This is a genomic window from Echinimonas agarilytica (assembly GCF_023703465.1).
Taxonomy (GTDB): Bacteria; Pseudomonadota; Gammaproteobacteria; order Enterobacterales; family Neiellaceae; genus Echinimonas; species Echinimonas agarilytica.
The window spans coordinates 569,916-595,012 of the sequence record NZ_JAMQGP010000001.1; the positions used below are offsets into that span (position 1 = coordinate 569,916).

The 25,097-nt window shown below is 46.3% G+C and carries 21 protein-coding genes; 12 read left to right on the top strand and 9 right to left on the bottom strand.

Annotated features, from left to right (window positions below):
• Nucleotides 1-65 precede the first annotated feature (65 nt).
• The 8 genes from NAF29_RS02420 to NAF29_RS02455 all read left to right on the top strand — a co-directional run bounded on the left by NAF29_RS02420 (nt 66) and on the right by NAF29_RS02455 (nt 10,938).
• Nucleotides 66-1,856, top strand: coding sequence for an Ig-like domain-containing protein (locus NAF29_RS02420; protein ID WP_251259889.1), 1,791 nt, complete (start codon nt 66-68; stop codon nt 1,854-1,856).
• Between the two features lie 140 nt (nt 1,857-1,996).
• Nucleotides 1,997-2,734 (top strand): hypothetical protein, encoded by a 738-nt coding sequence (locus NAF29_RS02425; RefSeq protein ID WP_251259890.1) that lies wholly within the window; start codon nt 1,997-1,999, stop codon nt 2,732-2,734.
• Nucleotides 2,735-2,770: 36 nt separating this feature from the next.
• The gene (locus tag NAF29_RS02430) at nt 2,771-4,645 is read left to right on the top strand and encodes a CRTAC1 family protein (RefSeq protein WP_251259891.1); all 1,875 of its coding nucleotides are present in this window, start codon (nt 2,771-2,773) and stop codon (nt 4,643-4,645) included.
• A gap of 439 nt (nt 4,646-5,084) precedes the next feature.
• Nucleotides 5,085-5,684: a type II secretion system protein gene (locus tag NAF29_RS18150; protein ID WP_285817541.1), complete on the top strand. Its 600-nt coding sequence runs from the start codon at nt 5,085-5,087 to the stop codon at nt 5,682-5,684.
• 136 nt (nt 5,685-5,820) lie between these two features.
• The gene (lepB, locus tag NAF29_RS02440) at nt 5,821-6,480 is read left to right on the top strand and encodes a signal peptidase I (RefSeq protein ID WP_251259892.1); all 660 of its coding nucleotides are present in this window, start codon (nt 5,821-5,823) and stop codon (nt 6,478-6,480) included.
• An 80-nt stretch (nt 6,481-6,560) separates the two neighbouring features.
• On the top strand, nt 6,561-6,869 hold the full coding sequence (locus tag NAF29_RS02445) for an EF-hand domain-containing protein (RefSeq protein ID WP_251259893.1): 309 nt from the start codon (nt 6,561-6,563) through the stop codon (nt 6,867-6,869).
• 204 nt (nt 6,870-7,073) lie between these two features.
• Nucleotides 7,074-9,782 carry a family 14 glycosylhydrolase gene (locus NAF29_RS02450; RefSeq protein ID WP_251259894.1) on the top strand — a complete coding sequence of 903 codons (2,709 nt, stop codon included), beginning with the start codon at nt 7,074-7,076 and terminating at the stop codon, nt 9,780-9,782.
• A 202-nt stretch (nt 9,783-9,984) separates the two neighbouring features.
• Nucleotides 9,985-10,938, top strand: a complete 954-nt coding sequence (locus tag NAF29_RS02455; protein ID WP_251259895.1) for a response regulator — start codon at nt 9,985-9,987, stop codon at nt 10,936-10,938.
• A 63-nt stretch (nt 10,939-11,001) separates the two neighbouring features.
• On the opposite strand, the gene NAF29_RS02460 is transcribed toward NAF29_RS02455, so the two are convergent.
• Nucleotides 11,002-12,129, bottom strand: coding sequence for a M14 family metallopeptidase (locus tag NAF29_RS02460; protein ID WP_251260256.1), 1,128 nt, complete (start codon nt 12,127-12,129; stop codon nt 11,002-11,004).
• A gap of 278 nt (nt 12,130-12,407) precedes the next feature.
• Nucleotides 12,408-13,796 carry an ATP-dependent RNA helicase DbpA gene (gene dbpA, locus NAF29_RS02465; protein ID WP_251259896.1) on the bottom strand — a complete coding sequence of 463 codons (1,389 nt, stop codon included), beginning with the start codon at nt 13,794-13,796 and terminating at the stop codon, nt 12,408-12,410.
• Between the two features lie 385 nt (nt 13,797-14,181).
• Here dbpA and NAF29_RS02470 point away from each other — a divergent pair, with 385 nt between their 5' ends.
• Complete coding sequence (locus tag NAF29_RS02470) at nt 14,182-14,760, top strand: DJ-1/PfpI family protein (RefSeq protein ID WP_251259897.1); 579 nt, start codon at nt 14,182-14,184, stop codon at nt 14,758-14,760.
• Nucleotides 14,761-14,813: 53 nt separating this feature from the next.
• Here the strand turns inward: NAF29_RS02470 and NAF29_RS02475 are convergent, their stop codons facing one another.
• Nucleotides 14,814-15,053 (bottom strand): GlsB/YeaQ/YmgE family stress response membrane protein, encoded by a 240-nt coding sequence (locus NAF29_RS02475; protein WP_251259898.1) that lies wholly within the window; start codon nt 15,051-15,053, stop codon nt 14,814-14,816.
• A gap of 270 nt (nt 15,054-15,323) precedes the next feature.
• Here NAF29_RS02475 and NAF29_RS02480 point away from each other — a divergent pair, with 270 nt between their 5' ends.
• Entirely contained in the window at nt 15,324-15,905 is a 582-nt protein-coding gene (locus tag NAF29_RS02480; protein ID WP_251259899.1) for a polysaccharide biosynthesis/export family protein, read from the top strand.
• 12 nt (nt 15,906-15,917) lie between these two features.
• Nucleotides 15,918-18,098: a GumC family protein gene (locus NAF29_RS02485; RefSeq protein WP_251259900.1), complete on the top strand. Its 2,181-nt coding sequence runs from the start codon at nt 15,918-15,920 to the stop codon at nt 18,096-18,098.
• An 8-nt stretch (nt 18,099-18,106) separates the two neighbouring features.
• On the opposite strand, the gene NAF29_RS02490 is transcribed toward NAF29_RS02485, so the two are convergent.
• The gene (locus NAF29_RS02490) at nt 18,107-18,334 is read right to left on the bottom strand and encodes a hypothetical protein (protein ID WP_251259901.1); all 228 of its coding nucleotides are present in this window, start codon (nt 18,332-18,334) and stop codon (nt 18,107-18,109) included.
• Nucleotides 18,335-18,509: 175 nt separating this feature from the next.
• On the opposite strand from NAF29_RS02490, the gene NAF29_RS02495 reads away from it, so the two are divergent.
• The gene (locus NAF29_RS02495; protein WP_251259902.1) at nt 18,510-18,767 is read left to right on the top strand and encodes a hypothetical protein; all 258 of its coding nucleotides are present in this window, start codon (nt 18,510-18,512) and stop codon (nt 18,765-18,767) included.
• Between the two features lie 53 nt (nt 18,768-18,820).
• Here NAF29_RS02495 and NAF29_RS02500 read toward each other — a convergent pair whose 3' ends face one another.
• The 5 genes from NAF29_RS02500 to ptsG (NAF29_RS02520) form a co-directional block, all read right to left on the bottom strand.
• Entirely contained in the window at nt 18,821-19,060 is a 240-nt protein-coding gene (locus tag NAF29_RS02500) for a PTS sugar transporter subunit IIB (protein ID WP_251259903.1), read from the bottom strand.
• Between the two features lie 74 nt (nt 19,061-19,134).
• Nucleotides 19,135-20,595 (bottom strand): PTS glucose transporter subunit IIBC, encoded by a 1,461-nt coding sequence (gene ptsG, locus NAF29_RS02505; protein WP_251259904.1) that lies wholly within the window; start codon nt 20,593-20,595, stop codon nt 19,135-19,137.
• Between the two features lie 31 nt (nt 20,596-20,626).
• On the bottom strand, nt 20,627-23,167 hold the full coding sequence (gene ptsP, locus NAF29_RS02510) for a phosphoenolpyruvate--protein phosphotransferase (protein WP_251259905.1): 2,541 nt from the start codon (nt 23,165-23,167) through the stop codon (nt 20,627-20,629).
• Between the two features lie 125 nt (nt 23,168-23,292).
• Nucleotides 23,293-23,604, bottom strand: a complete 312-nt coding sequence (locus NAF29_RS02515) for a PTS sugar transporter subunit IIB (RefSeq protein ID WP_251259906.1) — start codon at nt 23,602-23,604, stop codon at nt 23,293-23,295.
• The gene (gene ptsG / locus NAF29_RS02520) at nt 23,604-25,052 is read right to left on the bottom strand and encodes a PTS glucose transporter subunit IIBC (RefSeq protein ID WP_251259907.1); all 1,449 of its coding nucleotides are present in this window, start codon (nt 25,050-25,052) and stop codon (nt 23,604-23,606) included. The genes NAF29_RS02515 and ptsG (NAF29_RS02520) overlap by 1 nt, the downstream gene beginning before the upstream one ends.
• Nucleotides 25,053-25,097: the final 45 nt, after the last annotated feature.

Consider the following 25,097-nt stretch of genomic DNA (forward strand, 5'->3'; position numbering starts at 1 on the left):
TAATTTAGTGACTTTATGAAGCGCTGGCCTTTGGGCCAGCCTATAAAAAATATTGGAGAAGTAAGATGAAAGATAACTTACTGGTAAAATTAGCAGTTGCGAGCGCAGTTTTAGGTGGACTTACCGCATGTGGCGGTGGCACTGACAAAGGCTACGACTCAGAATTTAGAAGTAAAGATCAGATCACATTCGAAACCGATGCAATCAACGTGTCGTTGGATGAGCAAAGCGGCGTTCAAATGATTGATTTGCTTGAAGGGGCTGTAGCGGGCGGCAAGCCGCTGTCAGAACATACTGGACGCATTAATGTAAGTCAGATGGAGTTTGTTGCTGAAGATAACTTTGTCACACCTCAAGGCCCGTCGAATACGATTCCTTCGCACACTATTTCACCGTTTACGCAGTCAGAAGATACGCGTTATTTAGTGGTCGATACCGAAGCATTCGCTGAGGCATTGCGCAAGTGTGATATGACAGACTTACGCGGTGGTACAGATGATGATGGGAATGCTGCACCGGATGGAAACGCAGATTTCCCATCTCAGGCTGTCTACGCAATTACCTACTCAATCAACAATGGTGTCAGCCTCCCAGCAGGAGAAGCGTTGCCACAACGCACATTAAATCTCGTTATGAACGCGATTGACGATCCAGTCACGAGCGTAAATATTGCGCCGCTGGAATTGCCCGCGGGTGGCCAGGCAACAATTGTTGCTGAAACGGTACCAAGTTATGCGTGTAATGCAGAACTGACTTACAGCTCCGCAGATGTCGCTATTGCAACCGTCGACGCTGATGGACTTGTGACGGGCACAGGTACTGGCATGACAGCTGTGACCGCAACAAGTGTTGATAACCCTGAAGCCAGCGCTGCGGGGGAAGTGACAGTCACCACGGCATTTAGTTTGGCCATTGCCAATGACGACCTCGATGATCTTGGCGTGCCCACGGGCACCAAAGAAATTCCAGCTTGTGTTGCTGCTGGTATAGATGTTCAGCCATTCGCACTGAACCATGAGCTGACCGGCATGTACGGGTATGACTGGACGTTGACGGATGAAGTGGATTTTGCAGCAGGTCTACAAGCTGCAAATGGGTTTGGTGAGTATTTGGCGCTTCATACGCCAGCTCAAATCGGAGCGGTGAACTCATTGCAAGTCTCACTTGTTTCAGGTGATACAGGTGCAACCCCGATTAGCGAAGTTGCTCCTAAAACAGTGGATGTCACAGTGGTCAACAACCAAATGTGCGATCCAGGTGTGTCAGAGCACCCTTCTGGTTTTAACATTGATTTCGATCTTGATTTTGTAGGTGCTGCCTATAAGGGCAACGGTACTTATGCGGCTTCAACTGAAAAAGTTTCAGATTCCGCGGCCTCTGTACAGATTACCGCAGGCACTGGATTAGCCGATGACGGTGTGACGCCATTGGTGAATGCCTCGCAACAGGTTTGGAATAAACAACGTAACTGGTACAGCGCGACGTATGGTCTAGGAGCTGCGTCTGTTGCCAGTACTTATCGTTATTCAGTGTGGGTAAAACTGGAACAAGTTCCTGTTGAGACTGTTACGTTGCGCCATTTGGTTGTTGCATGGAACTACGAAGGCATCCCACCAGATGCGTCTGGCTTCCCTGGACGTTATGGAGAAGCTGGTAGCTTTACTGCTGAGCTTGAACCGACCACTGAGTGGCAGTACGTTGAGTTTGTCAATGACAGAACTGGTGAGAAAGAGTGGTCGATTCCGCCGTCTTGGAATGTTGTGACTGACGTGTTCACTATTTGGGAAGTGACAGGTATGCCGCAAGGCGATTCAATTCTCCTTGATGACTACGCTGTAGTTACCATCGAAAACTAAACAATCCTTGAGACTTAAAAGCCACTCAGAGTTGAGTGGCTTTCTTTTAAAACACTTCAGTTAAATTCTTTTGAACCCTTAAATCCGCCATTTGGCGGCATGAACAATCATCATCAACACTGGTAGTAGAGGAACTCTGCATGTCTTACCTCAATGTTCAAACCATTCTAAAGCTCATTTTTTTATTCCCAATGTTGTGGCTGGCTTCAGCCATAGCTGCCCCTTCAGATGTGATCACCAGTCTCAAAGTTGATCCCGAAATAGGATACGAGCAAACACCCGTAGTACGCCTGTCCGTTGAGATTGAAACACAACGAGATTTACATGTGGTAATGCAACGTTCGGGTGATTGGAAAACCATTAAAAAAGTGACTCAGCGCGTTAAAAAGTCGGGCAATTACACGCTGAAATTACCTGTCGAGAACCTTCAACCCGGAGAGTATCGAGTGGACGCGTATTTGTCGCCGCGACGAAAAGGTTTCAAAGACAAAATTGGACAGGTAAGTCGCGTCCCTCTGAAAGTACTTGATAAGCCGACAATCGAAAAAGAAAAATTTGCCGCTGAAGACAAAGTTCTCAATGTGACTTTCCCAAAGCAGGTGACAAGCAATGGCGTGGTTGACCTCGACATCAAGTTTCAGGTGGTCCAAGCAAGAGTCTTGCAGATTCGACTGCTCGATAGCGACTCGTGGGAAGAGTTCGGTGAACTCACGTATCCGGTGCCTCACAATGGCAATATCAGTATTCCACTGGAGAACATGAGTGAGCAATTTCCAACGGGTAATTATGCATGGGTGATTAGTCTTCTCGATAACGAACAAGACAAACAAGTGATGGCTAAGTTAGGTAAGCACTTTACCTTATCTGCCAATCAATAATCTGTCGTTAACATGAATATAGTGATGTATCGAATCATGGAAAAAGCTGTTTTTTTGATCGCGGGGCTCTCACTCGTTAGTTGTTCATCTGAAGCTGTAAATAGCATCGAGCCGAGCAAACCTGTACACATAAAGTTTGCTGAAGCAAATCAAGATTTTGCCAAGGAAAATAAAGATCGCCGTAAATGGGATGCGCCGGTTGTGGCCGATTTAGATCAAGATGGCTACTCGGATTTAATCATCAACGATCATGGTTACGGCATTCGTGTGATGTGGAATAACCAAGGGAAATTAGCCAAGCCCTATGACCTGATCATGGGAGACATTCACGGTGTTGCCGTAGGTGATATTGACCAAGACGGGTTGCTTGAAGTGATTGTCTCTCGTGGGGGTGGGTCGGGCAGTAATGCTCGTAATGCAAAGATTTTTAGGGCTCATCGAGACCGCACTTTTTCAGCTTTAGCTGAATCGAAAACACCACTGGCCTTGATGCGAGGCCGCACGCTCAAGCTGTTCGACTTGGACAATGACGGTGATTTGGATCTTGTGAACTTTGCTTTCCCCAGTAAGGAGCGTCGCGGCGCGAGTGAAAGCTATATTTACGGCAACGATGGCAAAGGGAACTTCACCGTTACAGATATGCTGCCACCGGTGCGAAGTGATGGTCAAAAAACTAAGGTGACGGACTTTAATAATGATTTGGTGCCGGACTTATTGCTCTACGGGCATGGCAGTGTGAAAGCATTTGAAGGGCAGGGAGATTTGACCTTTAAACCTGCTCCACCTTCTGTTTTGCCGCAAGGCATTAAACATGTCACAGGCATTGTTGAGTTTGACTACGACAATGACGGTGATTTTGACCTATTTATATCGCGCGGCAAACCATTTACTGCCGGTGAGACCTTCTACAACCCAGAGACCCAGAAGTGGGCACTGTTTACCATGCGAGGCAAGTTCGACTTTGAGTTAAAAGTGGGCGACACACTCGCCATTGAAAACCTCCAAACGCCGTGGCCGCATAGTTCTTTTTATGCCGGAGAGTCTGCGTATGACTATACATTTAAAGGCGAAACTCATTCAGGGCGCAACACCACACTTGTCAGCAGTAACGCGTTGGGCTTTCCTGACAAGCAGTACAATAAAGGCTTGTACATTGGCTATATCGGCAATGAATATTGGAAAGTTGCAGGCGATATTTTCTCTCAAGCTACTGTGGTATTGGGCAATGTGAAAAATGCTCCCTCATACGAGATAGATCCGGGCATGACCGATATGTTGCTCGAAAATCAAAATGGTGTGTTTGTGGATGTGTCTGAAAAGGTCGGTATTGATGACATGGACCGAAGCAGCAGTGTGACCGTGGCCGACATCGACAACAATGGCTATCAAGATCTAATTGTCAGCCACCTCGGCACGATGGTCTTTGACAATCCTGTGACCATTTGGCAAAACCTTGCAAGTGAAGGTCAAGCGCGCCACTTCAAACAAGCGCAAGGTCATCAACTTATATCAAGTGATATCGGAGCATTTGGGCTAGGTATCGACAGCTTTGACTATGATTTAGATGGTCATGTTGACGTTGTTATTGGCAATGAGCGCGGAAAATGGCATTTATTTGCAAACCAAGCGAATGCGGACTCAGTAGCCAACTTCCTTACGGTTGAATTACCGTCGAGCCATCGACAGCGCCGCATCACCAATGGCGCGATTGTAAAGGTCACAGCGTGTGGCGTTACGCAACAGCGGAGAATGGGCTCAACCGGTGCTGCATACTCATCTAGCTTTGATCGATTTATTCATTTTGGTTTAGGTCAATGTGATACCGCAGCTACAATTGACGTACTTTGGTCTGACGGTGGCGTCAGTCAGGTGCAGGCGAAACAGCTCAATCGCATTGTTGCCGTGAATTAAATCGTTGAATGGTCGGCTCATTCTTCCCTAAGGAGTGAGTCGGTTTTTCAATCACTTTATTGATGCTCCTCATTATAAACCTAGCCGCTTACTTTAAAATCGCCCCTCACAAATTGAATCGACTCTGCAATGATGTGTGTTCAGAATAATCTAATGTAGCCATTCTCTCTATTAGGTTGGTGATGAACCGACCTATTCATACCGGCCGGAATATCAGAAAATGCTTCCCATCACTAAAGTGACAATATTGCACATCAGTGTTGCGCCATTCACGCAACAAGTTCTGAATTCCGTTGCATAGCGTCAAGTTTTGAGCAGCATTACTCTGTATTGTATACTTTGCCGCCAAAAAGGTGAGGTGCATTGAACTCATCCTAAGTTTGAGATGTTGCATGATGCGTTTGACTCACATTGAATTTCAAGGCCAGTTAGAGATGTTATGAAGTATGCTAAGCAGCGCGGAAACACCGGAGGTTTTACGCTCATAGAATTGGTGATGGTGATCCTAATATTAGGCATCTTAGCCGTGCGCGCAGTGCCACGTTATGTTGGTTTTGCTTCAGATGCGAAAGCCGCAGCATTACAAGGGATCTCAGGTAGCCTAGGGACTGTGGTGAACTTGGTGCAATCTAAAGCCATGATTATGGGGCTTGATAGCGTGCAGGGCCCCACCACAATGACCTTTGATGGCATTAGCATTACCGTTTACAACGGAGGGGTACCTCGCGAAATTTGGTTTAACGGGTTCGAACAGCTCATGACCTCTTCAGATTTCCATTACATTGGTGGAAATTCATCGTTTCTCGATACAGTATGCGAAGAAAAGAGCTATTGCATCATCGACAATTTACAAATGAGCAATGTGATTGCAGGGCGCGGTGGTTGGGGGTTGTTTTTCTTCCCAAATGGGCATGCTCTATCTGAAAAAGACTGCTTTGCTTATTATACATTTGAGCTCAGTGGCTTTGGTGGAAGCGGAAATGGTGGTGTTGGAACCTTGGAGTCTATGGAGGTGAATTCGGTCACCCATGGCTGTTAACTGCAACACTGGCAAATCGTTTGCTATCGATTGTTTCTATGCATTATTCGTATTCATTGTTCCTTACAGTTTTGATATGAACGCCTAATGGCCTTTGTGTATGTTTAAATCTGCTGTTCATACGGAAGGTTTAACGATGAAAATACTATGGTCTCGTTATTGGAAAGAAAACCGTTCATTGGTTGTTTTTTTATGTTTGATGTTCGTATTTCGGAGTGCCATCGCGGATTGGAATTCGGTACCCACAGGCTCAATGAAACCCACTCTTGTTGAAGGCGATCGAATTCTCATCAACAAACTTGCATACGATATTAGAGTTCCTTTCACACATATTTCACTGATGAAACTGGGCGATCCCCAACGCGGAGATGTTGTTGTTTTTGATTCTGCAGTCTCGCAACAGCGTTTGGTGAAGCGAGTGATTGGTATGCCGGGCGATCATGTTGAAATGCGCAATAACGTCTTATTTATCAATGGCCACGCATTGCACTATTCAGAGCTACCTAAACGCGAAGCACAATCCTCGGAGGACCAAATGGAAGATTTACTGGGGTTTGAACATACGATTCGAACAGGGGTGGTTGCAGGCGAACTATCGAGCTTTGCGCCAGTGGTAGTGCCGCAAGGCGCTTATTTGGCTTTGGGCGATAATCGAGATAATAGCGCCGATTCAAGAGTCATTGGTTTTATACCGAGGAATGAAATTGTCGGGCGTTCTAAGACGGTGGTTATGTCGTTAGATTATGACAATTACTTCTTACCCCGCTCCGATCGATTTTTTCATTCACTCCAATAATTTCATATTGTTTGCATACTGTTTAAGCCCAAGGCTGATATCTTAAGTGTGTAAATAAACAATAATAGCGGAGCAAGTTTATGGGCACTTGGATGAAAGCTGGAGGTGTGTGTGGCCTGCTCATGAGTGCAGCTTTTGGTGCATTGGCAGAGCCACCTCGGAGTCATGCTGATAAACCCGAAAGACCTACGTTTTCGTCACTTGATGTGGATGGTGATGGTAAAATGACACTTGAAGAATTTAGCCAACATACTATTCCGCATGGTAAACACGAGCGTGTATTTACACACATTGATGCCGATGCTGATGGTGTTATTTCGAAAACTGAATTTGACGATCATAAGCCAAAACGTCCGCCGAAAAACCGCGATTATCAACCGCGCCCATAGTGCTAGCTGAGAGGGCTTAGACCCTCTCTCGTTTCAAATCTTTCCACTTTTATAACGCTTTGAAAAATATTTTCTAAATGGTACCGGTTTACTATCAGCCAAGCGCTTTGAGCTGATTAATATCAACCCTAGATGTGATAAAACAACTAAACTTCAAAGCACGTTTTACCCCCGTATTTTACATGCGGTTTACAAAGGTACGTTATGACGAGTTCGTTTTTGCCGTTGAAAGTTTGGTTGTATGCTCCGGTTGATTTACACCGACACATCCACGGGTTAACCGAAGATCGCGTTCGTAAAGAAGCGCTTAGCAAAAAATTCTCAAATGCGCGTAAGCAAGGTGTAGACGCCCTTATCTTGCCAATTAGTTGGCGTGTTGTTGCGCCATTTCACCCTGAAAACGCACTTCAGCAAGAATCTTGGGACGGCTACCGGTGTTTATTCGAATTAATGAGAGAAGCTGGATTGGGGATTATTCCCGAGTTTAGTTTTTCTGCATCAGGCTTGAGCAATGCTCGCCAAATTAACCTGATGCCCGACTGGTTTTGGGGGAAGATACAGTCTGAAGCCAGCGATGTGTGGCCGTTAGATAGTTTAAAATACGTAGATAGCACAGGCCGGGATAGCCACGCGGCACCTAGCATGTGGGCCAGAAGTTTATTCTTTCCTTATATCGAGCAATTTATTTCAGGGTTTGTGGCTCACTTTTCCGACTTCAAACGCAACATTCCACATATTCAAATTGGTGTTGGGCCTGAAGGAGAGCTGCGTTACCCATTGATAAGACGTCATGGCAAAGTCACCCAATTGCCCGTGTTTAGTGACTTGTCGATAGGTTGTCTTGAACGCGATATGATTGCGTTACATGGTGATAAACAACATTGGTATCAAGCTTGGGACGTTGCTCCAGAGGCAAAAACTCAAGAAATATTAGACTCGCTTCGTCCCCAGTTTATTGCCCTGTACGGTTATTCGAGCGCCAGCGAACCGATGCAAATCACCCGTGCACTTGAAGGTTTTTTTGCATGGTATCAAGGCCAACTATTGGACTATGGCCAGGCATGTGTTGCGCTTGTTGAACAGCAATTTTCTTCAGATTGGACTCATTCTATCGGGCTTCGCATTCCGGTTACGTTCGGTGCGCGCGCAGAAGATCCGAATCAATTGGCTCAAGCGGCATTTGCTGGCATTCAATTGGACATGCAACCGGATCATCCATTCGATTTCTTTGATGCATTGATTGATCGTTTGCGTCAGTCCACTCAACGTAATTTGTGTATTTCTATTACCGGACTAGAGCAAGCCAAACATTCGCGCCGAGTGACGCGTTGGTTAGAGCAAGCGCAACAGCAAAATGTAGCCATCGTCGCTGAAAATCGAAACTTGGCGGCATTGGCCGATCACCCAACGTGGGACAGCCTCATTCAGCGGGTTTTATCGCAGCCAGGGCTGGCAGGCTGGGCCCTAAAAGATTTAGACAGTGCACTGGACAAGCAGTCGGCAGGGCCGTTCCGTTTACGCCAACTCGCACATCTCAAGCATGGCGGCAGTATTGAGCAGCAAAGTGGTCGCAAAACTTTTCGGGTGATGGGGCCGCTCCATTTGAAAGTTGCCAATCAGAAACTCATGCTCGAAGAAGAAAATTGGAGCGAGTTTGAAGAGCAGGTGCAGCAACTTCGTCGCGTAGGTGTGACTGCAATATCCACCGATTTGTGGTGGGGCATGATTGAGGGACGACAACCTAAATCATTTGATTGGACCTACTATGACCGCATGCTCGAAATTCTAGCGGCCAATGACATGCAGTGGGTGCCGATTTTGTCGTTTCACCAAGCGGGTGGCAATGTGAACGATGATTTCATGCAAACCATTCCTCTTTGGTTGTGGGGCAAAATGCTGGTGGCGAATGACCCATTGGAATCGGTTCGCGATCTTCAATACGTGAGTGAGTCAGGTGACTCATCCATGGAGTATGTTTCACACTGGGCCGACTCCTATGTCATGCCATATTACCGTCGGTTCATGCAGGCGTTTTGTGAGCACTACGCAGCTCATGTTGACTTGATCGATGAAATTAACATTAGCTTGGGCCCAGCAGGTGAATTGCGTTACCCAAGTTACAATGCTCATGATTGGGGGAATTATCCAAACCGAGGTACCTTGCAGTGTTACAGCCGCTTGGCGCAGCAAGACTGGAAAAACTATATCGAGCAAAAATATGCAACGGTTGACGCCCTCAACTTTGCATTTGGAATGCAGTTATCTAGTTTTGATGACATTGAAATGCCAGATGCGGACCAGTTGTTCACCAACAAAAATTATCTGTACTCCGCTTGGGGGCGTGAATTTTTGTATTGGTATCAGCAAGGCTTAGTGAAACATGGACGCAATGTCCTTGAGTGCGCCAATGATGTGTTTACAGAAGGGGGGATGGGAACTGTCATGCTCGGTGTGAAAGTTCCCGGCATTCATTGGGAAGTGAGTGATCCTGAAACACCACGAGTGGCTGAGATTACGGCGGGCCTTATTGCTCCTCATGCGCACATGGGACCCCATGACAGCGGTGAATATGCCAGCTTACTCGAAGATCTCATCCCCAAGAAGCTGCGCGATAAAGTGGCACTTCATTTCACCTGTTTGGAAATGGTGAACAAAGATTATGAAGGTTACTCCAGAGCGGAAGACTTGGTGAACTGGATGGCTGATGCTGCCTCTGAAGTGGGCGTGACTCTCATGGGGGAAAACGCCTTGGCCGGCGAGTTATATCAGAAACAAGGCTGGCGCCAAATTCGCAGAGCATTGGAGCGCAAGCCTGGTTTTGGCGGTATTACTTTATTAAGGCTTCAAAATCTATTTGATGATCATCCTGTGCCGTTACAGGAACTCACCAAGTTGATTAACCGAGAACAGTAAAGTGTCGGTAAGAAGGAAGCTTAGGCTTCCTTTTTTGTTTCTTGTATTTGCTATTTATATGTATAAATTGCCCTAACTCTCAGATTTTTGTTGCGAACTTGAATAGGATTTTTGGGTTGATTGCATCACTGCAATAAAAATGTGCGCTAAGTGCCTTATCGTTAAATAAAAAGGCACATATAACCATAAAAAAGGACTTAAGATGTCTGTCGAAACCATACATAAGATTATTCTTCATCCATTTATTCAGGAGTCACTGTCGAGCTTAAAAGCTATGACGGGTTTGGAAGGAAGGGCCGACGAAGCATTTATCGATAATGTTGAAGATTTTCGGTTTAAAGGTTATGCCGTTTGTTCGGACATGAAAGGTAACCTTGATGGTGTAATTCTGATGCATCACTATTCCGAAACGGCCGTTGCCGTGGGGCAAGCAGTGCAATTGTCATTAGTAGGGGAAAGCAATGACAGCGACACATTGAATGAAGATTTAGTGTCAGCTTTAGAAGAATGGGGTAACACCATTGTGGGTCGCGCCACTCATTTGCTGCAAAAACACAACTTGGGCTTTGAGTTTGCTAGCCCACATGTGGCGCTAGACTTGGAAGATATGACTCCCTATCTCAAAGGGGTTAAGCAAATTGTAACGGTTCCTGTGCATGTTGAAGGCGTGGGCCGTTATTACTTCAACTTGTTGGTTCGAGAAGTTCAGCAAGACAACGTGTACACCGATGTGAATTTAACCAGCGAAGCGCATATTATTCCACCGCCACTTAATGGCGTTCCAGTGGATAAAAATGCCTTAATCATGACGGTTGACGATAGCCCAATGATCCGAAAAGCCATTGTGCGCTTACTGGCTGACATGGGTTACACCAATACCATTGAGGCAGACGATGGCGCATCTGCGGTTGAGATGATGCGCTCTGATAAGCCTGATTTTGTGTTCATGGATGTTGTTATGAAACAAGTGAATGGCGATCGTGCTTTAGAAGCGATTCGTAGTTTTGACACGCAAACGCCTGTAGTCATGTTGTCTTCGGTAACTGACTCAACCGTGGTTGATCGTTGTCAGCAATTGGGTGTACATGGGTTTATATTTAAGCCGCTCAACGCTGAGAATAGCCTTGAGTTATTGCGTTCTTATCTAAAAGTGTAACGAGCAATAGTCACTTAATTATGAAAGCCTCGCTCCGATTCATTCGGGGCGAGGCTTTTTTATTTAACGCAGCGTGTGGCGGCTGGCAAAAATAGCGCTCACACAGGCTTCACCCAAACGTTGACATCGCTCTGGAGACCAGCCTTGTTCTGTATCCGGCGTTTGCTCGGTGTCTTTGAATGGCATTTCTAATGTCATGGCTAAGCAGTTAAATCGTTCAGCTATCGCATGCGTACACACGGTCATATTGGCTTCGCCAGGAGCGGATACAGGGTAGCCCACTTCGGTTTGAAAATCTGGGCTTGCTTTGACCAGTTCGGCTTGAAAGTTGTCCAGTTGAGCCTGCTTCTCTGCAGTCCAGCTTGGAATGCCTTCTGCACCTGCAATGAAATTGTAGGGCAGTGCTTCGTCGCCGTGTACGTCGAAGCAAAAATCAACGCCAATTTCATCCATTTTATTGCGAACGGCCAGCACTTCCGGGCTGTTTTGTGCGGTTGGCGTTTCCCACTCTCGGTTGAGGTTTGCGCCTGCTGCGTTTGTTCTAAGGTGACCTCGAAAACTGCCATCCGGATTCATGTTTGGTATGACGTAGAATGTTGTTGTTTCGAGCAGTTCTCGACGAACGGGGTCACTTTCATCCAACATGCGCCCTAAAAACCCTTCCATCCACCATTCGGCCATGGTTTCACCGGGGTGTTGACGCCCAATGACCCAGCATTTCAATTTGCCTTCGGCTTCGTCACCGATGGTGAGCAGATCCATGTCTCGGCCATCTAAGGTTTGGCCAATGACATCCACTTCGCATTCACAATTGCTGGCAGCATAGGCAATGAGATCGGCGTGGCGGTCCATCGAATATGGTGCAAAGTAAGCGAAGTACATGCTGTTAATTTCAGGTTCGTGTTGAATCACGAGTTGACCATCTTCGTATCGTGTATCGACTCTAAACCAATGTTCACGATCATATGAAGCAACGGCTTCATAGTTCTCCCAGCCTTCGGTGTAAGAGCTACCTGCAGCGTTTTGAATGACCATTTTACACGGTGTGTTCGCGGCATTGTTGATGCGGAAATAGAACCACTGGTAAAAATCGGAGTTGTTGTCTTTGCGAATATTCAACTGGATATTACTTGGATCTGAGCAATCGAGGACTTCGATATTGCCGCCGTCAAAATGGCTGGAAATGCTAATCATAATCAGGTTCTCGTTCGAGGAAAGCGCCCTAAATATAGGCCACTCTTGGTGGCTTTGCGACACTTCACATGGATGATTGAAATAGGCAATGGCATCACGCCATATCACACGGGCTATCATGCCATTTCACTGGTGTTGGCAACATGGAATCATGACACAGCAACATCCGTGCGCGTGCAACGTATTATTTACGGTATAAGTAACTGAAGGGGATATAAAAAGGCCACGGTGAAGGATTGCCGTGGCCTGCCTTGACTCATCGTGTTGTGCTTGCGTTAGCCTCGCACTCGCCATACTCGGAAGGTTCGGCCTTTGAGCTTGCCTTCACTGAGTTTGGTAAATGCCGAGTTGGCTACATCGCGACGAACCGCAACGTAAGCAATTCGGTCAAATACATGAATTTTTCCAATGGCATCTCCGGGGATGCCCGACTTGCCCGTTAAAGCGCCGACAATATCACCGGGACGAACTTTGTGCTTTTTACCACCGTCGATGCATAGTGTCGCCATGCTGGCTGGCGCTGGGCGAGCGGCTATATCATCTTCATTGGGCAGAGGAGAGGGATCTGTTGAAATGCCGATGTACTCTTCGAGCATGGCAACTTTGTAACCGTCATTGTCGTTAAACAAGGTTAGTGCCAAGCCCTTACTACCGGCGCGTCCAGTTCGGCCAATACGGTGCACGTGAACCTCAGGATCATGAGATACGTGATAGTTAATCACGGCATCGAGCGACTCAATATCTAACCCACGGGCTGCAACGTCAGTTGCAACTAAAACCGATGCACTTTTATTGGCAAAGCGCACCAGCGTTTGGTCGCGCACGCGTTGCTCTAAATCGCCGTGCAAGGCCACAACGTTAAAGCCATCGTCGGCGAGAATATCGGCTACTTCTTGAGTTTCACGTTTAGTGTTACAAAAAACCACGCTGGACTCCGGCTGATACTTCAATAACAACACACGCAAGGCTTCATAGCGACTGGTGTTATCTGTAACTTTGTAAAAGTTTTGTTCGATGGTGTTGGTGTCGTGCGTAGATTCCACCTTTACCATCGTTGGGTTCACCATGATTCGGTCGGCAATGGATTTAATTTGTGTTGGAAAAGTCGCGCTAAATAGTAAAGTTTGGCGATCTTTGGGGGCGTAATCGATGATTGCATCAATGGCCGATTGAAAACCCATTTCTAGCATTCGGTCGGCCTCATCCAATACAAAGGTGTTGAGTTCATCGAGTATTAAGCGGCCCTTGAGTAAGTGATCTTCAACGCGTCCCGGCGTACCCACAATGATATGAGCGCCGTGCTCAAGTGAGCCAATTTGTGGTCCCATAGGAAGTCCACCACACAAAGTGAGCACTTTAATATTGTGAATTTGACGCGCAATTTTGCGAATTTCTTTGGCGACTTGATCGGCTAATTCGCGTGTTGGGCACAACACTAAAGTCTGCACACGGAAACGTTTGACGTTGAGCCGCTGTAGCAGTCCCAGAGCGAATGCTGCAGTTTTGCCCGAGCCTGTTTTGCCCTGAGCAATGACATCTTTGCCAGCCAATACATCGGGCAAACTTTGCGCTTGAATTGGCGTCATTTGTTCATAACCCAGCGAAGATAAGTTTTCCAACAAACCGGGTTTCAGGGGTAAAGATGAAAAGTCTGTAGTGCTCAAAATTGTCGCTCTTGTGTTGGAGTATTTTGACGTTCGCTCTACTTGACCAAGTTTTGATTTGGCTATCCGTTGAGAATGGGAAGAGCGATCATTTGATGAGTTCGCTTACATTCTAACAGAACAGTGATGGCAGCGAATACTATGAGTGCCAATCCAACGCTGCTCCTTTTATTTTATGTGTTGCTCTCATAGGCATGGATCATCACTGCGAATGATAAAGAAGTGCCAATGGGTCAATCAATATGCTTGAGAGTCAACTGATTTAAAGGAGCGCGCGGCCTCAAAAACTTAACAATTTGACCACTGATCGAGACGTCAGCTCTTCCGTTTAACAATAGCATTGTACTAAAGTTGTGTATCGTGATTATTGAGGGAGCTGTGGTCAATGAATGTTGCTATTTACATCTACGAGAATGCTGAAGTTTTAGACTTTTCTGGTCCATATGAGGTGTTTTCAACCGCGTCACGAGTTGATGGCGAGAGCCCTTTTAATGTGTTTTTGGTGGCTCAAACACTCACACCTGTAAGTGCTCGTGCGGGCTTTAAGGTGATACCTCACTTTAGCATTGACGACCATCCTGAAATTGACGTTCTTATTACCGTGGGCGGTGTACATCTGCCAGAATTAGACAAAGCTGAGGTGATTCAGTGGATTGGTCAGCAAGCCAGCAAAGCAAAACTGGTGGCGTCAGTTTGTACTGGGGTGTTTTTACTGGCCAAAGCCGGTGTGGTCACCACAGAAAAAGTGGCAACTCATTGGCAAGATATTGATGATTTGAAATCAATGTTTCCAACATTAAATGTGGTCGATAGCACACGTTGGATTGACCAAGGCCGAGTCGTCACATCGGGAGGGATTTCGGCTGGTATCGATATGAGCTTACATTTGGTCGGAAGGCTACATGGTCTTGAGTTGGCAACCCAAACCGCAATTCAAATGGAGTTTTGTTGGCGTGAAAAATAGCGTTCAGTTGCCGTACGACGAATAGGTCGCACCTGAACGCTTCTCGATTCATGTCATTTCTTAACGAGACTGACAATGTAAAGAAGGATTACAGCACCCACTACTGCGGTGATCAATGATCCGAGCATGCCGGTGGAACCAAATCCAAGAAGGCCAAATACAAACCCTCCAACAACAGATCCTACAATGCCAACCACAATATTACCGAGAAGACCAAATCCGTCCCCTTTCATGATCTGACCAGCAAGCCAACCGGCCACCGCACCAATCAAAATAAACAGCACAAAACCCATAGTATTCCCTTAAAAATGATGATTCATCAGACTTTTAGTGTAGCTGCGATTTTGACCTTTGCATGGAAGCCAGTGAGGACTTGAAAGATTGGGAGTCGCGTTACATCACAATTCGCTTAGAATATGACGAAAACTTGGCCTAATTATTGACAGGTAATTCAAGAGAGTCATGTATTTGACGATATACTAGAAGACAGCGTCCGTTATAATGATAAGACGTGCTGGTCATAAGTGGCAATTCATTAAGTCAATTTAGATGGAGTAAGTAATTTGACGACTCGGAGTATGGTCAAGCGGTGTTCAAAACGAATTGTTTGGCTCCGTTCGGTCATGATGTGTGTAGTGATGGCATTAATGCTCAACGGTGTGAGTGGTGCTGCGTATGCTCTTGGGAAATCTTATTTGCTCGGGCCTGGGGATAGAATTAAAGTTCACGTATACAACGAGTCTGATTTAAGTATTGAAACTGAAATTGGGCGTTCGGGTAATATTAGTTTCCCATTTTTGGGCGAAGTTAGAGCAGAGGGTTTTACGGTACTTCAACTTGCACAAGAAATTGAGCGAGGTTTATTAGGCGACTATTTAGTCGACCCGCACGTACAAGTGTCTGTGGTTCAGTATCGGCCGTTTTTCATCCACGGACAAGTGAATTCCCCAGGAGGCTACCCCTATCAGCCGGGACTGACTATTGACATGGCAATTGCACTTGCCGGGGGATTAAAAGAGCGGGCATCAAAAGACAAATGGTTCATCCGTAGAGCAACGGAAGAACATGAGAAGCGGTACAAAGCAAAACGTGAAACCTTTGTGATGGCCGGCGACATTATCGAGATTTCTGAAAGCTTCTTTTGAAGCTAGGTATGTATGGACCATCATAACGACACCACATCATCAAAAGGCAACGAAGTCCTCGTAGACTTCGTTGTTTTGCTGTGGAGCAAGCGTTATAAAATTATCGGTATAGCTATAATCTTTATGTTGATGGCATTGATCTATGCCATGTCTCTTCCTCGCATGTACCGTGCAACGGCCAATGTTCAAATTGGTGGGCAGCAAAACAATGTGGTTGCGATTGAGCAGTTGTATGTATTGGATGAGCGCAGTTCATCACACATGAACACCCAAGTAGAGTTGCTTCGATCACGAGCCATTGCGCGCAAAGTGATTGCTCAAATGTCTCTGGAAACACACCCGGAATATACCTATCGACAGCCCAATCTTGTTGAATATTGGAAGTCCTTTGTTCTCGGGCGAGATAATATTCGTCCTCAATTGCATGTCGATGTGACTCGACAAGAATTAGAAGAAATATTTAGGAGAAACCTGACGATTTCTCCAATCCGAGACAGCGAAATCCTGCAAATTAGTTTTGATGCACATGACCCTAAATTAGCCGCAGGAGTCGCGAATGGGGTGGTTGCCGCTTACATTGATTATCACCGCGATTCACGCAGCCAGGTGACAGAACAAACGACTCAATGGTTATTGGAACAGCTTGAAGAGCAGCGTGTTAACCTGAGAAACGCTGAAGCCAAATTATCTGAGTTTAGTAAAAATGAAGATCTGATTGATATGTCGGGTATTCTTGGTTTAGTGAGTAAGGAACTCAACCAAATTACGTCGCAAATTATTGATGCACGCAGAAATGTTGAAGACATTAAAGTCAAATCAGAGTTGGCGATAACACTGAACAAAAAAAGTATTAGAAGCTTGTTGGAAATGGAAGAAGTGCGCAGCCACCCTTCGATTAAAAACATTCGTCAGCGTCAATTTGAATTAGAGCTTAAAGAGTCTGAATTGGCAAAGCGCTATGGCCCTAAACATCCGAAACGCTTGGCTCTGGCCGCTGAAAAACAGGCGGTTGAGTCCAATTTAAATCGGCAACTCCAACAAGTGTTTTCCGCATTAGACAACCGCTATCGTGATGCAGAATTAAAAGTCAAAGGTTTAGAGAATACCTTTAAAGAAGTGAAAGCCGCTTATCAACGTTTAAGCAATGTGCAGTCTACGTTTACTCAAATGCAGCGTGATGTTGAAGCTCACCAAAAGTTGTACGATACCTTTTTGACTCGTTTGCAAGAAACCAAAGCCACCGATGATTTAGAACACAATTATGCGCGCTTAATTGACCCCGCAGTGATCCCAACATCGCCTTTTAAACCGAGTAAGTCGGTTATTTTACTGGTGGGAACCTTTTTTGGTGGCATGGTCGGCGTGTTCTTAGTGTTGGCTAAGAGTCTGATAAGGGGCGTGCTCACTAAGGCCGAAGAGGTAGAATCGAGCTTGGGTCTAGATGTATTAATCGAGCTGCCTTTGATCAAAACTAAAGGTACCGATCCGGTTAGAGCGCTTTCTAATGACCCTTACTTTGCTGAGGCGATTAGGGGGCTTAGAACTCGCTTACAACTCAGCGGCGGATTTAATCAATTAGTGGCAATTACTTCAACGGTGTCCGGTGAAGGGAAGTCGTCAGTTGCATTCCAACTGGCGAAAGCCTGCGGAGAAATGGAAAAGGTTCTATTGATTGATGCAGATATGCGTCAGCCATCTGTGAACGAAATGCTGTACTTACCTCATAATATTCCTGGTTTGTCTAACGTTTTGGCGCGAACGCATCGCGTTGGAGAATGCGTGCAGCGTAATCCTGAATGGAATATCGACGTTATTTGTGCGGGCGAAAAAACCCATGATCCTCTGAACTTCCTTGCCTCTAAAAAGTTTAAAGTGTTGATTCAAGGGCTGCGCGAACATTACGATCGAATCATCATTGAAACGGGCCCAATTCAAGCGGTGAGCGATGCTCAAGTCGTGTCGGCTGTTGCCGATAAGCTTCTTTACATTGTACGGGCCGATCAAACATCGAAGAGTGATGTGAAAGGGGGGTTAGACCGATTGCGTAAAGTTCATGCCCCAATTTTGGGTATTGTGCTCAACAAGGTTTCTGGTCGCAGAACAGGGGGATTATCCGCTGCGTATTATGAAACACAAACCTCTGCAAAGTTAGTTCAGCTATCCCAAGCCCGACGCACTAGAAACTCGGGATGATGTAAACTTTAGCGTCTTAAGTCGATGCTGGGTTGTAAATTTAAACTGCCGGCCTGATCGATGGTAACCAGTTGGTTGCCACTGCTACACACTGCAACCTTTCCTGCTGTTGTTGAACGAATAAATAGCAATCCATATCCTTCATCTGCCAAATCGTCAAATGTAGAGCGCTGCGCGTAATTCAAATTACTCGTTGAAACGTGTTGAGCCGAAAATCTACGATCTACTGTGAGCATTACTCATCCTCCTGATAATAATGTATTCCCGATCGATTTTGCGGTTTACGTCAGAACTCCGAACCGGATTCAAATTAATAGCAAAACCGACCGATGAATAACAAACCCATTGTCGAAAAATTAGACATCGGTCTATTCTAAAGATTCCATTTATCATGGCGTTCAAGGATGAACCATGAAGCAATTGTTATGCCTAAGTGCTGTTGCTGCGATAGGCTTCTCTAGCACAACCTTTTTAGTTGAATCAAAACCTTACCCCACAACGGATCGGATGGATCGCAAGTGTTTGTACTTAGCGCGTCAAATGAATGACATCCACTATAAATTAACTAAACAGCGCATAGACAAAGCCTTGTTAAAAGCTGATTTAATTAAATATGAGAAACAGTGGCTGGCACACGAATGTTACCAAGGGGGTAAGAATGTACGTTGAAAAGATCAAAAAAAGCCCGCTTTCTATAGCGGGCTTTTGGTTACCACCAGTGGCTACCTGAGTTTATTAATAGCCGCCTCATAAGCTTCTGCATAATCGCCCACCAAAATGTGGTAAAGATTATCTTCCACTCGCATTGTTGCTTTGGCCAATGGTAGCTCTAATGTACTGACATCAACATCAACAGGTTGCTTGAGCAAGAGTCGAATACGACTGGTCGCACAACGCGTCACTTTTTCGATGTTATCTACACCACCAAATGTTTCTAAGCATTTGGCTACTGCAGCTTCCACTTCCGATGAAATTTCAACATCAGCCGCTGGAGTTGCTACTGTCGGAGTCGGCGCCGAAGTCTCTGCTGGAGCAGCTACTTCGACGCCCCCGCCTTTTTTAGATATATGTCCATGTCAGTTTTCAGATTCTCAGATTGAGTTCCGAAAATGGCTTGCATACCGTTGCCAACCTGAACGACTCCTGCAGCTCCCATTGCTTTGAGTTTGGCTTGGTCAACCAAAGCAGTATCTTTCACGCCAATTCTAAGGCGGGTAATACAGGCATCGAGACTTTCGATATTTCCAGCGCCTCCAAATGCTGCAACTAAGTCGCGTGCTGTTTGATCGTCATCGCCACCGCTGCTGACCGTGACCGCCATATCAGCTTCATCATCACGGCCTGGCGTTTTAAGGTCAAAGGCTTTGATGACTGTTCTGAATACGGTGTAATAGATAAGCGCATAGATTGGGCCCACAATGAAGAACAACCATTGGTTGGCTCCGAGGTGGTAAAACAAGGTGAAATCAATGGCGCCATGCGAAAAAGTCATGCCGTGTTTCATGCCTAATTCAATTGCAATTGGGAAAGCAAGGCCGGCCAATACAGCGTGAATAGCATATAAAACAGGCGCAACAAACAGGAAGGAGAACTCAATCGGTTCAGTAATACCTGTTAAGAATGATGTCAGCGCTGCTGATATCATGATACCGCCCACCAGAGCTTTATTTTCTGGTTTTGCACTATGCCAAATGGCAATGGCTGCGGCTGGTAGACCCCACATCTTAAACAAGTAACCGCCTGCCATATTACCGGCAGTAGGGTCGCCTTGGAGGTAGCGCTGAATTTCACCGTGAACGACTTCACCGTCAGGCAGAGTAAAGCTACCTGTTTCGAAGAAGAAAGGAACGTTCCAAATATGATGCAAACCAAATGGAATTAATGAACGCTCAATAACGCCATAAATCCCGAATGCTAATGCAGGGTTTTGGACTGCAGCCCAGTCAGAGAATGAGTCAATTAGGTTTCCGATTGGAGGCCAAACTACAATCAATATACAAGCGATCACAATTGCGCTAAAGGCGGTGATAATCGGTACAAATCGCTTACCAGCAAAGAAACCTAGGTATGGAGGTAAACTAATCCTGAAGAAGCGATTAAACATGTAAGCAGCAACAGAGCCTATGATAATGCCGCCGAAAACCCCCGTATCGATGGACTGAATGCCCATAATTGCTTTGGTTTCAATATCAAAATCTTGCGCAACGACTCCCATAGCTGCGAGCATAACGGCATAGCCAACCGTTGCTGCAAGTGCGGATACACCGTCATTTTCGGTAAAGCCTAACGCGACACCAATGGCGAAAATTAGTGGCAAGTTGCCAAAAATAGCTCCGCCAGAAGCTTCCATGATGTGCGACACGATTTCAGGGATAAACGAGAAGTTTGCCGCGCCAATACCGAGTAACAAACCTGCTACTGGCAGCACTGATACGGGAAGCATCAAAGATTTACCCACTTTTTGTAATGCCCCGAAGGCATTATGAAAAGCACTCATATCATTTTCCTTATTATAATTTGCTGCGTGGTTATTGATTACTTAATAATGCGCGAACCGATTCTGCATCAGGTTGTTCGAGCACTTGCTTAGCCAATGCCTGACAATCAGACAAAGACAGTTTACGAATCTGTTGTTTCACCAATGGAATCGCAGGAACACTGCAGGATAACTCCGTCACACCAAGTCCTATAAGCACTGGTACAGCGAGCGGATCACTTGCTGCTCCACCGCAAACTCCAACCCATTTCCCATGTTCTTGGGCCCCTTGAACGGTCATATAAATGAGTTGCAGTACCGCAGGGTCTAACGCGTCAACTTGCCAGCCTAGTTTAGGGTGGCCACGATCCATCGCTAACGTGTACTGAGTGAGGTCATTGGTACCAATAGAGAAAAAGTCCGCCTCTTGGGCAAAGTGCGATGACAAAGCGGCCGTTGAAGGCACTTCGACCATAATGCCTATTTCAACACCGGTTACACCCAAGTCTGCAGCTTCTTCGAGCACGACTTTTTTCGCCGCAATGAGTTCGGGTAATGTCGCAATCATCGGGAACATGATTTTAATTTTGGCATGGCCTTGTGCCCGCAAAATAGCGCGAACTTGGCGGCGTAAGATGCTTGGGCGATTAATGCCTATGCGGATACCGCGCTCACCCAAGAACGGGTTTTCTTCCGCTGGCATTGGCAAATATGGCAATGGCTTATCGCCACCGACATCGAGCGTCCTTACAATGAGAGGCTTTTCAGAACCTAACGCGTCAGCAATCTCCGTGTAGACTTGAGCTTGCTGATCTTCGGTGGGTTCAACGGCTTGATCGAGATATAAAAATTCGCTGCGTAACAGCCCTACACCTTCTGCCCCATATTCCATCGCAGACCGTGCATCGCTGGCATTACCAATGTTGGCGACTATCTCAATGGTATGCCCATCAGATGTGACTGCCGGATCGTGAGCGGAGGCTTTGGCGTCTTTTTGACGCTGTTGTTGTTCGATTTGCTTGCTTCGCAGGGTTTCAATGAGTGCTTCGTTGGCCGCGGTATTCAGTGTGCCGGCTTCACCGTCTAAAATGAGCGGGTGCCCATTGGCTAATTCTAATACGTCAGTAGACACACCTGCGAGGGCTGGCAGGTCCATTGAGCGAGCTAATATTGCTGCATGGGAGGTTGCTCCTCCTAAAGTGGTGACAAAACCAATCACTTTTGAGCGGTCTAAACTTGCGGTATCCGAAGGCGTTAAATCTTCGGCAATAATAATGGTGTTTTCGGGCAACTGAGTATCTTCATCAGTTATGCCTAGAATATGTTTAAGCACGCGCAGGCGGACATCTTTTAAGTCTGCAACTCGCCCAGCGATCACGTCGCTATCGACCGCTTCGAGCACTTTAATTTGATCCGCAATTGCGTTGTACCATCCACGAGCTGCCGATTTACCTTCTTTAATCGATTTTTTAGCTTGTTGAAAAATAGAGGGGTCTTCGAGTAGCTCTTGATGCGCGAGGAAAATCTCGGCATTTTCACTATTCCCATCAGCCTTGAGTTGGTCATGCAAGTTTTGTAGGTCTTGGCGGCTTGTATCAATCGCCATGGTCAGCGCTTCACGTTCGCCATCTGGGTCGGTGGCATCATCATCAAATGTTATTTCTTCATGGCTGAGTTGGTACGCTTGGCCAATAGCAATACCAGGCGATGCTGCAATGCCTATCATTACATCAGGATCGTCACTTTCGCGGGCCAAGAGTGAGATTTCTTCTTTCACTACGGGCGTTGACTGAGGGGCATCTATCGATGAAACATCTTCGCCGAGCCCGTCCTTTACCGCTTGGACAAGCGCTTTGACCGCAGCGTTTGAGTCTCTGCCTTTTGCAAGGAAGCGAACTTGTTCGCCAAGTTTTACATTCAAACCCATGATGGCTACAACACTTTTGGCGTCGACACTTTGTCCATCACGTTCAATTTTTATTCGAGCTTGATACCCTTTGGCTTGACTGGCTAGTGTTGCCGCTGGGCGGGCGTGTATGCCGGTGGGATTAGGAACATAAACCCAAACCGATTGCGCTTCTGCTCCTACATCATTATCACCATCGGCAGCGTTAGGTGCTTGGCCTCCTAATGAAAGAGTGAGCAACACATCTTTCCCTGCTTCGACGAGACCTGATGAAAATTGATAGCGGCTGACAGCGTCCCCATTGGTAATAATGATTTCGGTCATTAGGCTGCGAGCTGCAAGCGCGATTTTATCTGCGTCGAAGTCAATGAGCGGATCGCCTTGCTGAACCGTATCGCCTTCCTTGACCAGAGGAATGAAACCGCTGCCCTTAAGCATGACGGTATCAAGCCCAATATGCATGAGTACTTCAACGCCTTCATCCGACTCAATGGTCACGGCATGTTTAGCCGGATGAATTTGGATGATTTTACCGTTGCAAGGCGCTAATAGGTGCTCGCTTGTGGGGTCAATTGAAATGCCTTCACCGACCATTTTTTGAGCGAAGACAGGGTCGGGAACTTGATCGAGAGGAATGATAACGCCGCTGACGGGCGCTAAAAGTTGAAGCGTACTATGATTTGTCATTCGAACCATACTCAGCTGAAATTAGTTTGCAGTGAAATATAGTCGAATATTGTTAATTTAGTGAGTCGATAAATGTAAAAGCCGTCACAAAGACGGCTTTTAATTTTCTGGCTTCAAACAATTAGTTAGCCAGCGGAAATATTGCTTTTGATAGCCGCCGCCCAAGGCGAAGCATCTTCTTTTAGTAAAAAGTGAACAATATTCTCAGACGGGTGCATGACCCCTCTGACATCCTCAATTTCTGCGGCCAATTCTGGGGCCACTTCAATGGGGGATTTAAGCTTAAATCTAAGACGATTAGTGGCACATGCCATGACCTCGTCAATGTTCTCTAGATTTCCAATAAGGCCAATGATCGCATTGATTGAATCTTGATTCACGTCACCGACAATTTCAGTCGGAGCCGCAGCTGCTGGAACATCTGCGGTTTGCGTCACTAGCCTTGGAGCTTTTTTAAATAGATCTCCATGTCGGTCTTGAGGTTCTCAGATTGAGTGCCGAAGATAGCTTGCATGCCGCTACCTACTTGCACTACGCCTGCGGCACCCATCGCCTTGAGTTGCTCTTGGTTGACTGCTTCTGGATTGTTGACTCCCACGCGAAGGCGAGTGATACAGGCATCAAGACTTGCGATATTGTTTTGACCACCAAATGCAGCAACCAAGGCCTCAGCACGTTCGTCTACTTCCATTGAGTCTGCTTCGCTGTTGGCCATCTCTTCGTCTCGGCCTGGTGTTTTCAGGTCAAATTTGGTGATGACAAAGCGGAATACCGTGTAGTAAATCGCAGCATAGATTGGACCTAAGATGAAGAACATCCAACCGTTATGGCTCAAGTGATAGAACAAGGTGAAGTCAATAGCCCCATGTGAGAAGGTCATGCCGTGCTTCATTTCGAGCAAGATAGTGACCACAAACGCAGAACCGGCGAGCAAAGCATGAATGACATATAGCACAGGCGCAACGAACAAGAACGCGAATTCAATAGGTTCGGTGATCCCTGTTAGGAATGACGTCAAAGCTGCAGAAATCATGATTCCGCCAACTTTTGCCTTATTCTCTGGCTTAGCACAGTGCCAGATAGCAAGAGCAGCAGCAGGAAGGCCCCACATTTTGAACATGTAACCACCGGCCATGTTGCCTGCAGTTGGGTCACCTTGCAGGAAGCGTTGGATTTCACCCGTCACAACGGTACCGTCAGCAAGCGTGTAAGTTCCGGCTTCGAAGAAGAAAGGCACGTTCCAGATATGGTGAAGGCCAAAAGGAATCAGAGCACGCTCAATCACGCCATAAATACCAAATGCCATGGCAGGGTTTTGCTCAGCTGCCCAATGTGAGAAGCCGTCAATCACGCCGCCAATTGGAGGCCAAACGAAGACTAAAGCAGTACCGGCAATGATCGCGCAGAATGCTGTGATAATCGGCACAAAACGCTTACCGGCAAAGAACCCTAAGTAAGGCGGTAGTTGAATGCGGAAGAAGCGGTTGAACATGGCTGCAGCAACGGAACCGATTAAGATACCGCCGAATACACCTGTTTCAATGCTGTCGATTCCCATGATCGATTTGGTTTCTACGCCCATTGCTTGCGCAACAACGCCCATAGTGGCGAGCATGACTGCATAGCCCACGGTTGCGGCCAGTGCCGAAACACCGTCGTTGTCGGTAAAACCTAACGCCACACCAATGGCGAAGATTAAGGCGAGATTGCCAAAAATCGCGCCACCAGACGCTTCCATCACACTGGATAAAATGGAAGGCATCCAGCCGAAATCAGCGGCGCCTATACCTAGTAAAAGACCTGCGACAGGAAGTACTGATACCGGCAGCATCAGTGACTTACCAATCTTTTGCAATGCAGCAAAAATGCCATTTGCAGAAGCCATATGAATCACCTTTAAAATTTTGTTATTGAAAATTTATGTGTTTTA

Excerpts from the sequence above, each read along its gene's own strand:
- ptsP (WP_251259905.1), bottom strand. The coding sequence starts at position 23,167 with ATGACAAATCATAGTACGCTTCAACTTTTAGCGCCCGTCAGCGGCGTT.
- NAF29_RS02455 (WP_251259895.1), top strand. The coding sequence starts at position 9,985 with ATGTCTGTCGAAACCATACATAAGATTATTCTTCATCCATTTATTCAG.
- NAF29_RS02495 (WP_251259902.1), top strand. The coding sequence starts at position 18,510 with ATGAAGCAATTGTTATGCCTAAGTGCTGTTGCTGCGATAGGCTTCTCT.
- NAF29_RS02420 (WP_251259889.1), top strand. The coding sequence starts at position 66 with ATGAAAGATAACTTACTGGTAAAATTAGCAGTTGCGAGCGCAGTTTTA.
- ptsG (WP_251259904.1), bottom strand. The coding sequence starts at position 20,595 with ATGAGTGCTTTTCATAATGCCTTCGGGGCATTACAAAAAGTGGGTAAA.
- NAF29_RS18150 (WP_285817541.1), top strand. The coding sequence starts at position 5,085 with ATGAAGTATGCTAAGCAGCGCGGAAACACCGGAGGTTTTACGCTCATA.
- NAF29_RS02430 (WP_251259891.1), top strand. The coding sequence starts at position 2,771 with ATGGAAAAAGCTGTTTTTTTGATCGCGGGGCTCTCACTCGTTAGTTGT.
- NAF29_RS02450 (WP_251259894.1), top strand. The coding sequence starts at position 7,074 with ATGACGAGTTCGTTTTTGCCGTTGAAAGTTTGGTTGTATGCTCCGGTT.
- NAF29_RS02490 (WP_251259901.1), bottom strand. The coding sequence starts at position 18,334 with ATGCTCACAGTAGATCGTAGATTTTCGGCTCAACACGTTTCAACGAGT.
- NAF29_RS02470 (WP_251259897.1), top strand. The coding sequence starts at position 14,182 with ATGAATGTTGCTATTTACATCTACGAGAATGCTGAAGTTTTAGACTTT.
- ptsG (WP_251259907.1), bottom strand. The coding sequence starts at position 25,052 with ATGGCTTCTGCAAATGGCATTTTTGCTGCATTGCAAAAGATTGGTAAG.
- NAF29_RS02485 (WP_251259900.1), top strand. The coding sequence starts at position 15,918 with ATGGACCATCATAACGACACCACATCATCAAAAGGCAACGAAGTCCTC.
- lepB (WP_251259892.1), top strand. The coding sequence starts at position 5,821 with ATGAAAATACTATGGTCTCGTTATTGGAAAGAAAACCGTTCATTGGTT.
- NAF29_RS02445 (WP_251259893.1), top strand. The coding sequence starts at position 6,561 with ATGGGCACTTGGATGAAAGCTGGAGGTGTGTGTGGCCTGCTCATGAGT.
- NAF29_RS02475 (WP_251259898.1), bottom strand. The coding sequence starts at position 15,053 with ATGGGTTTTGTGCTGTTTATTTTGATTGGTGCGGTGGCCGGTTGGCTT.
- NAF29_RS02425 (WP_251259890.1), top strand. The coding sequence starts at position 1,997 with ATGTCTTACCTCAATGTTCAAACCATTCTAAAGCTCATTTTTTTATTC.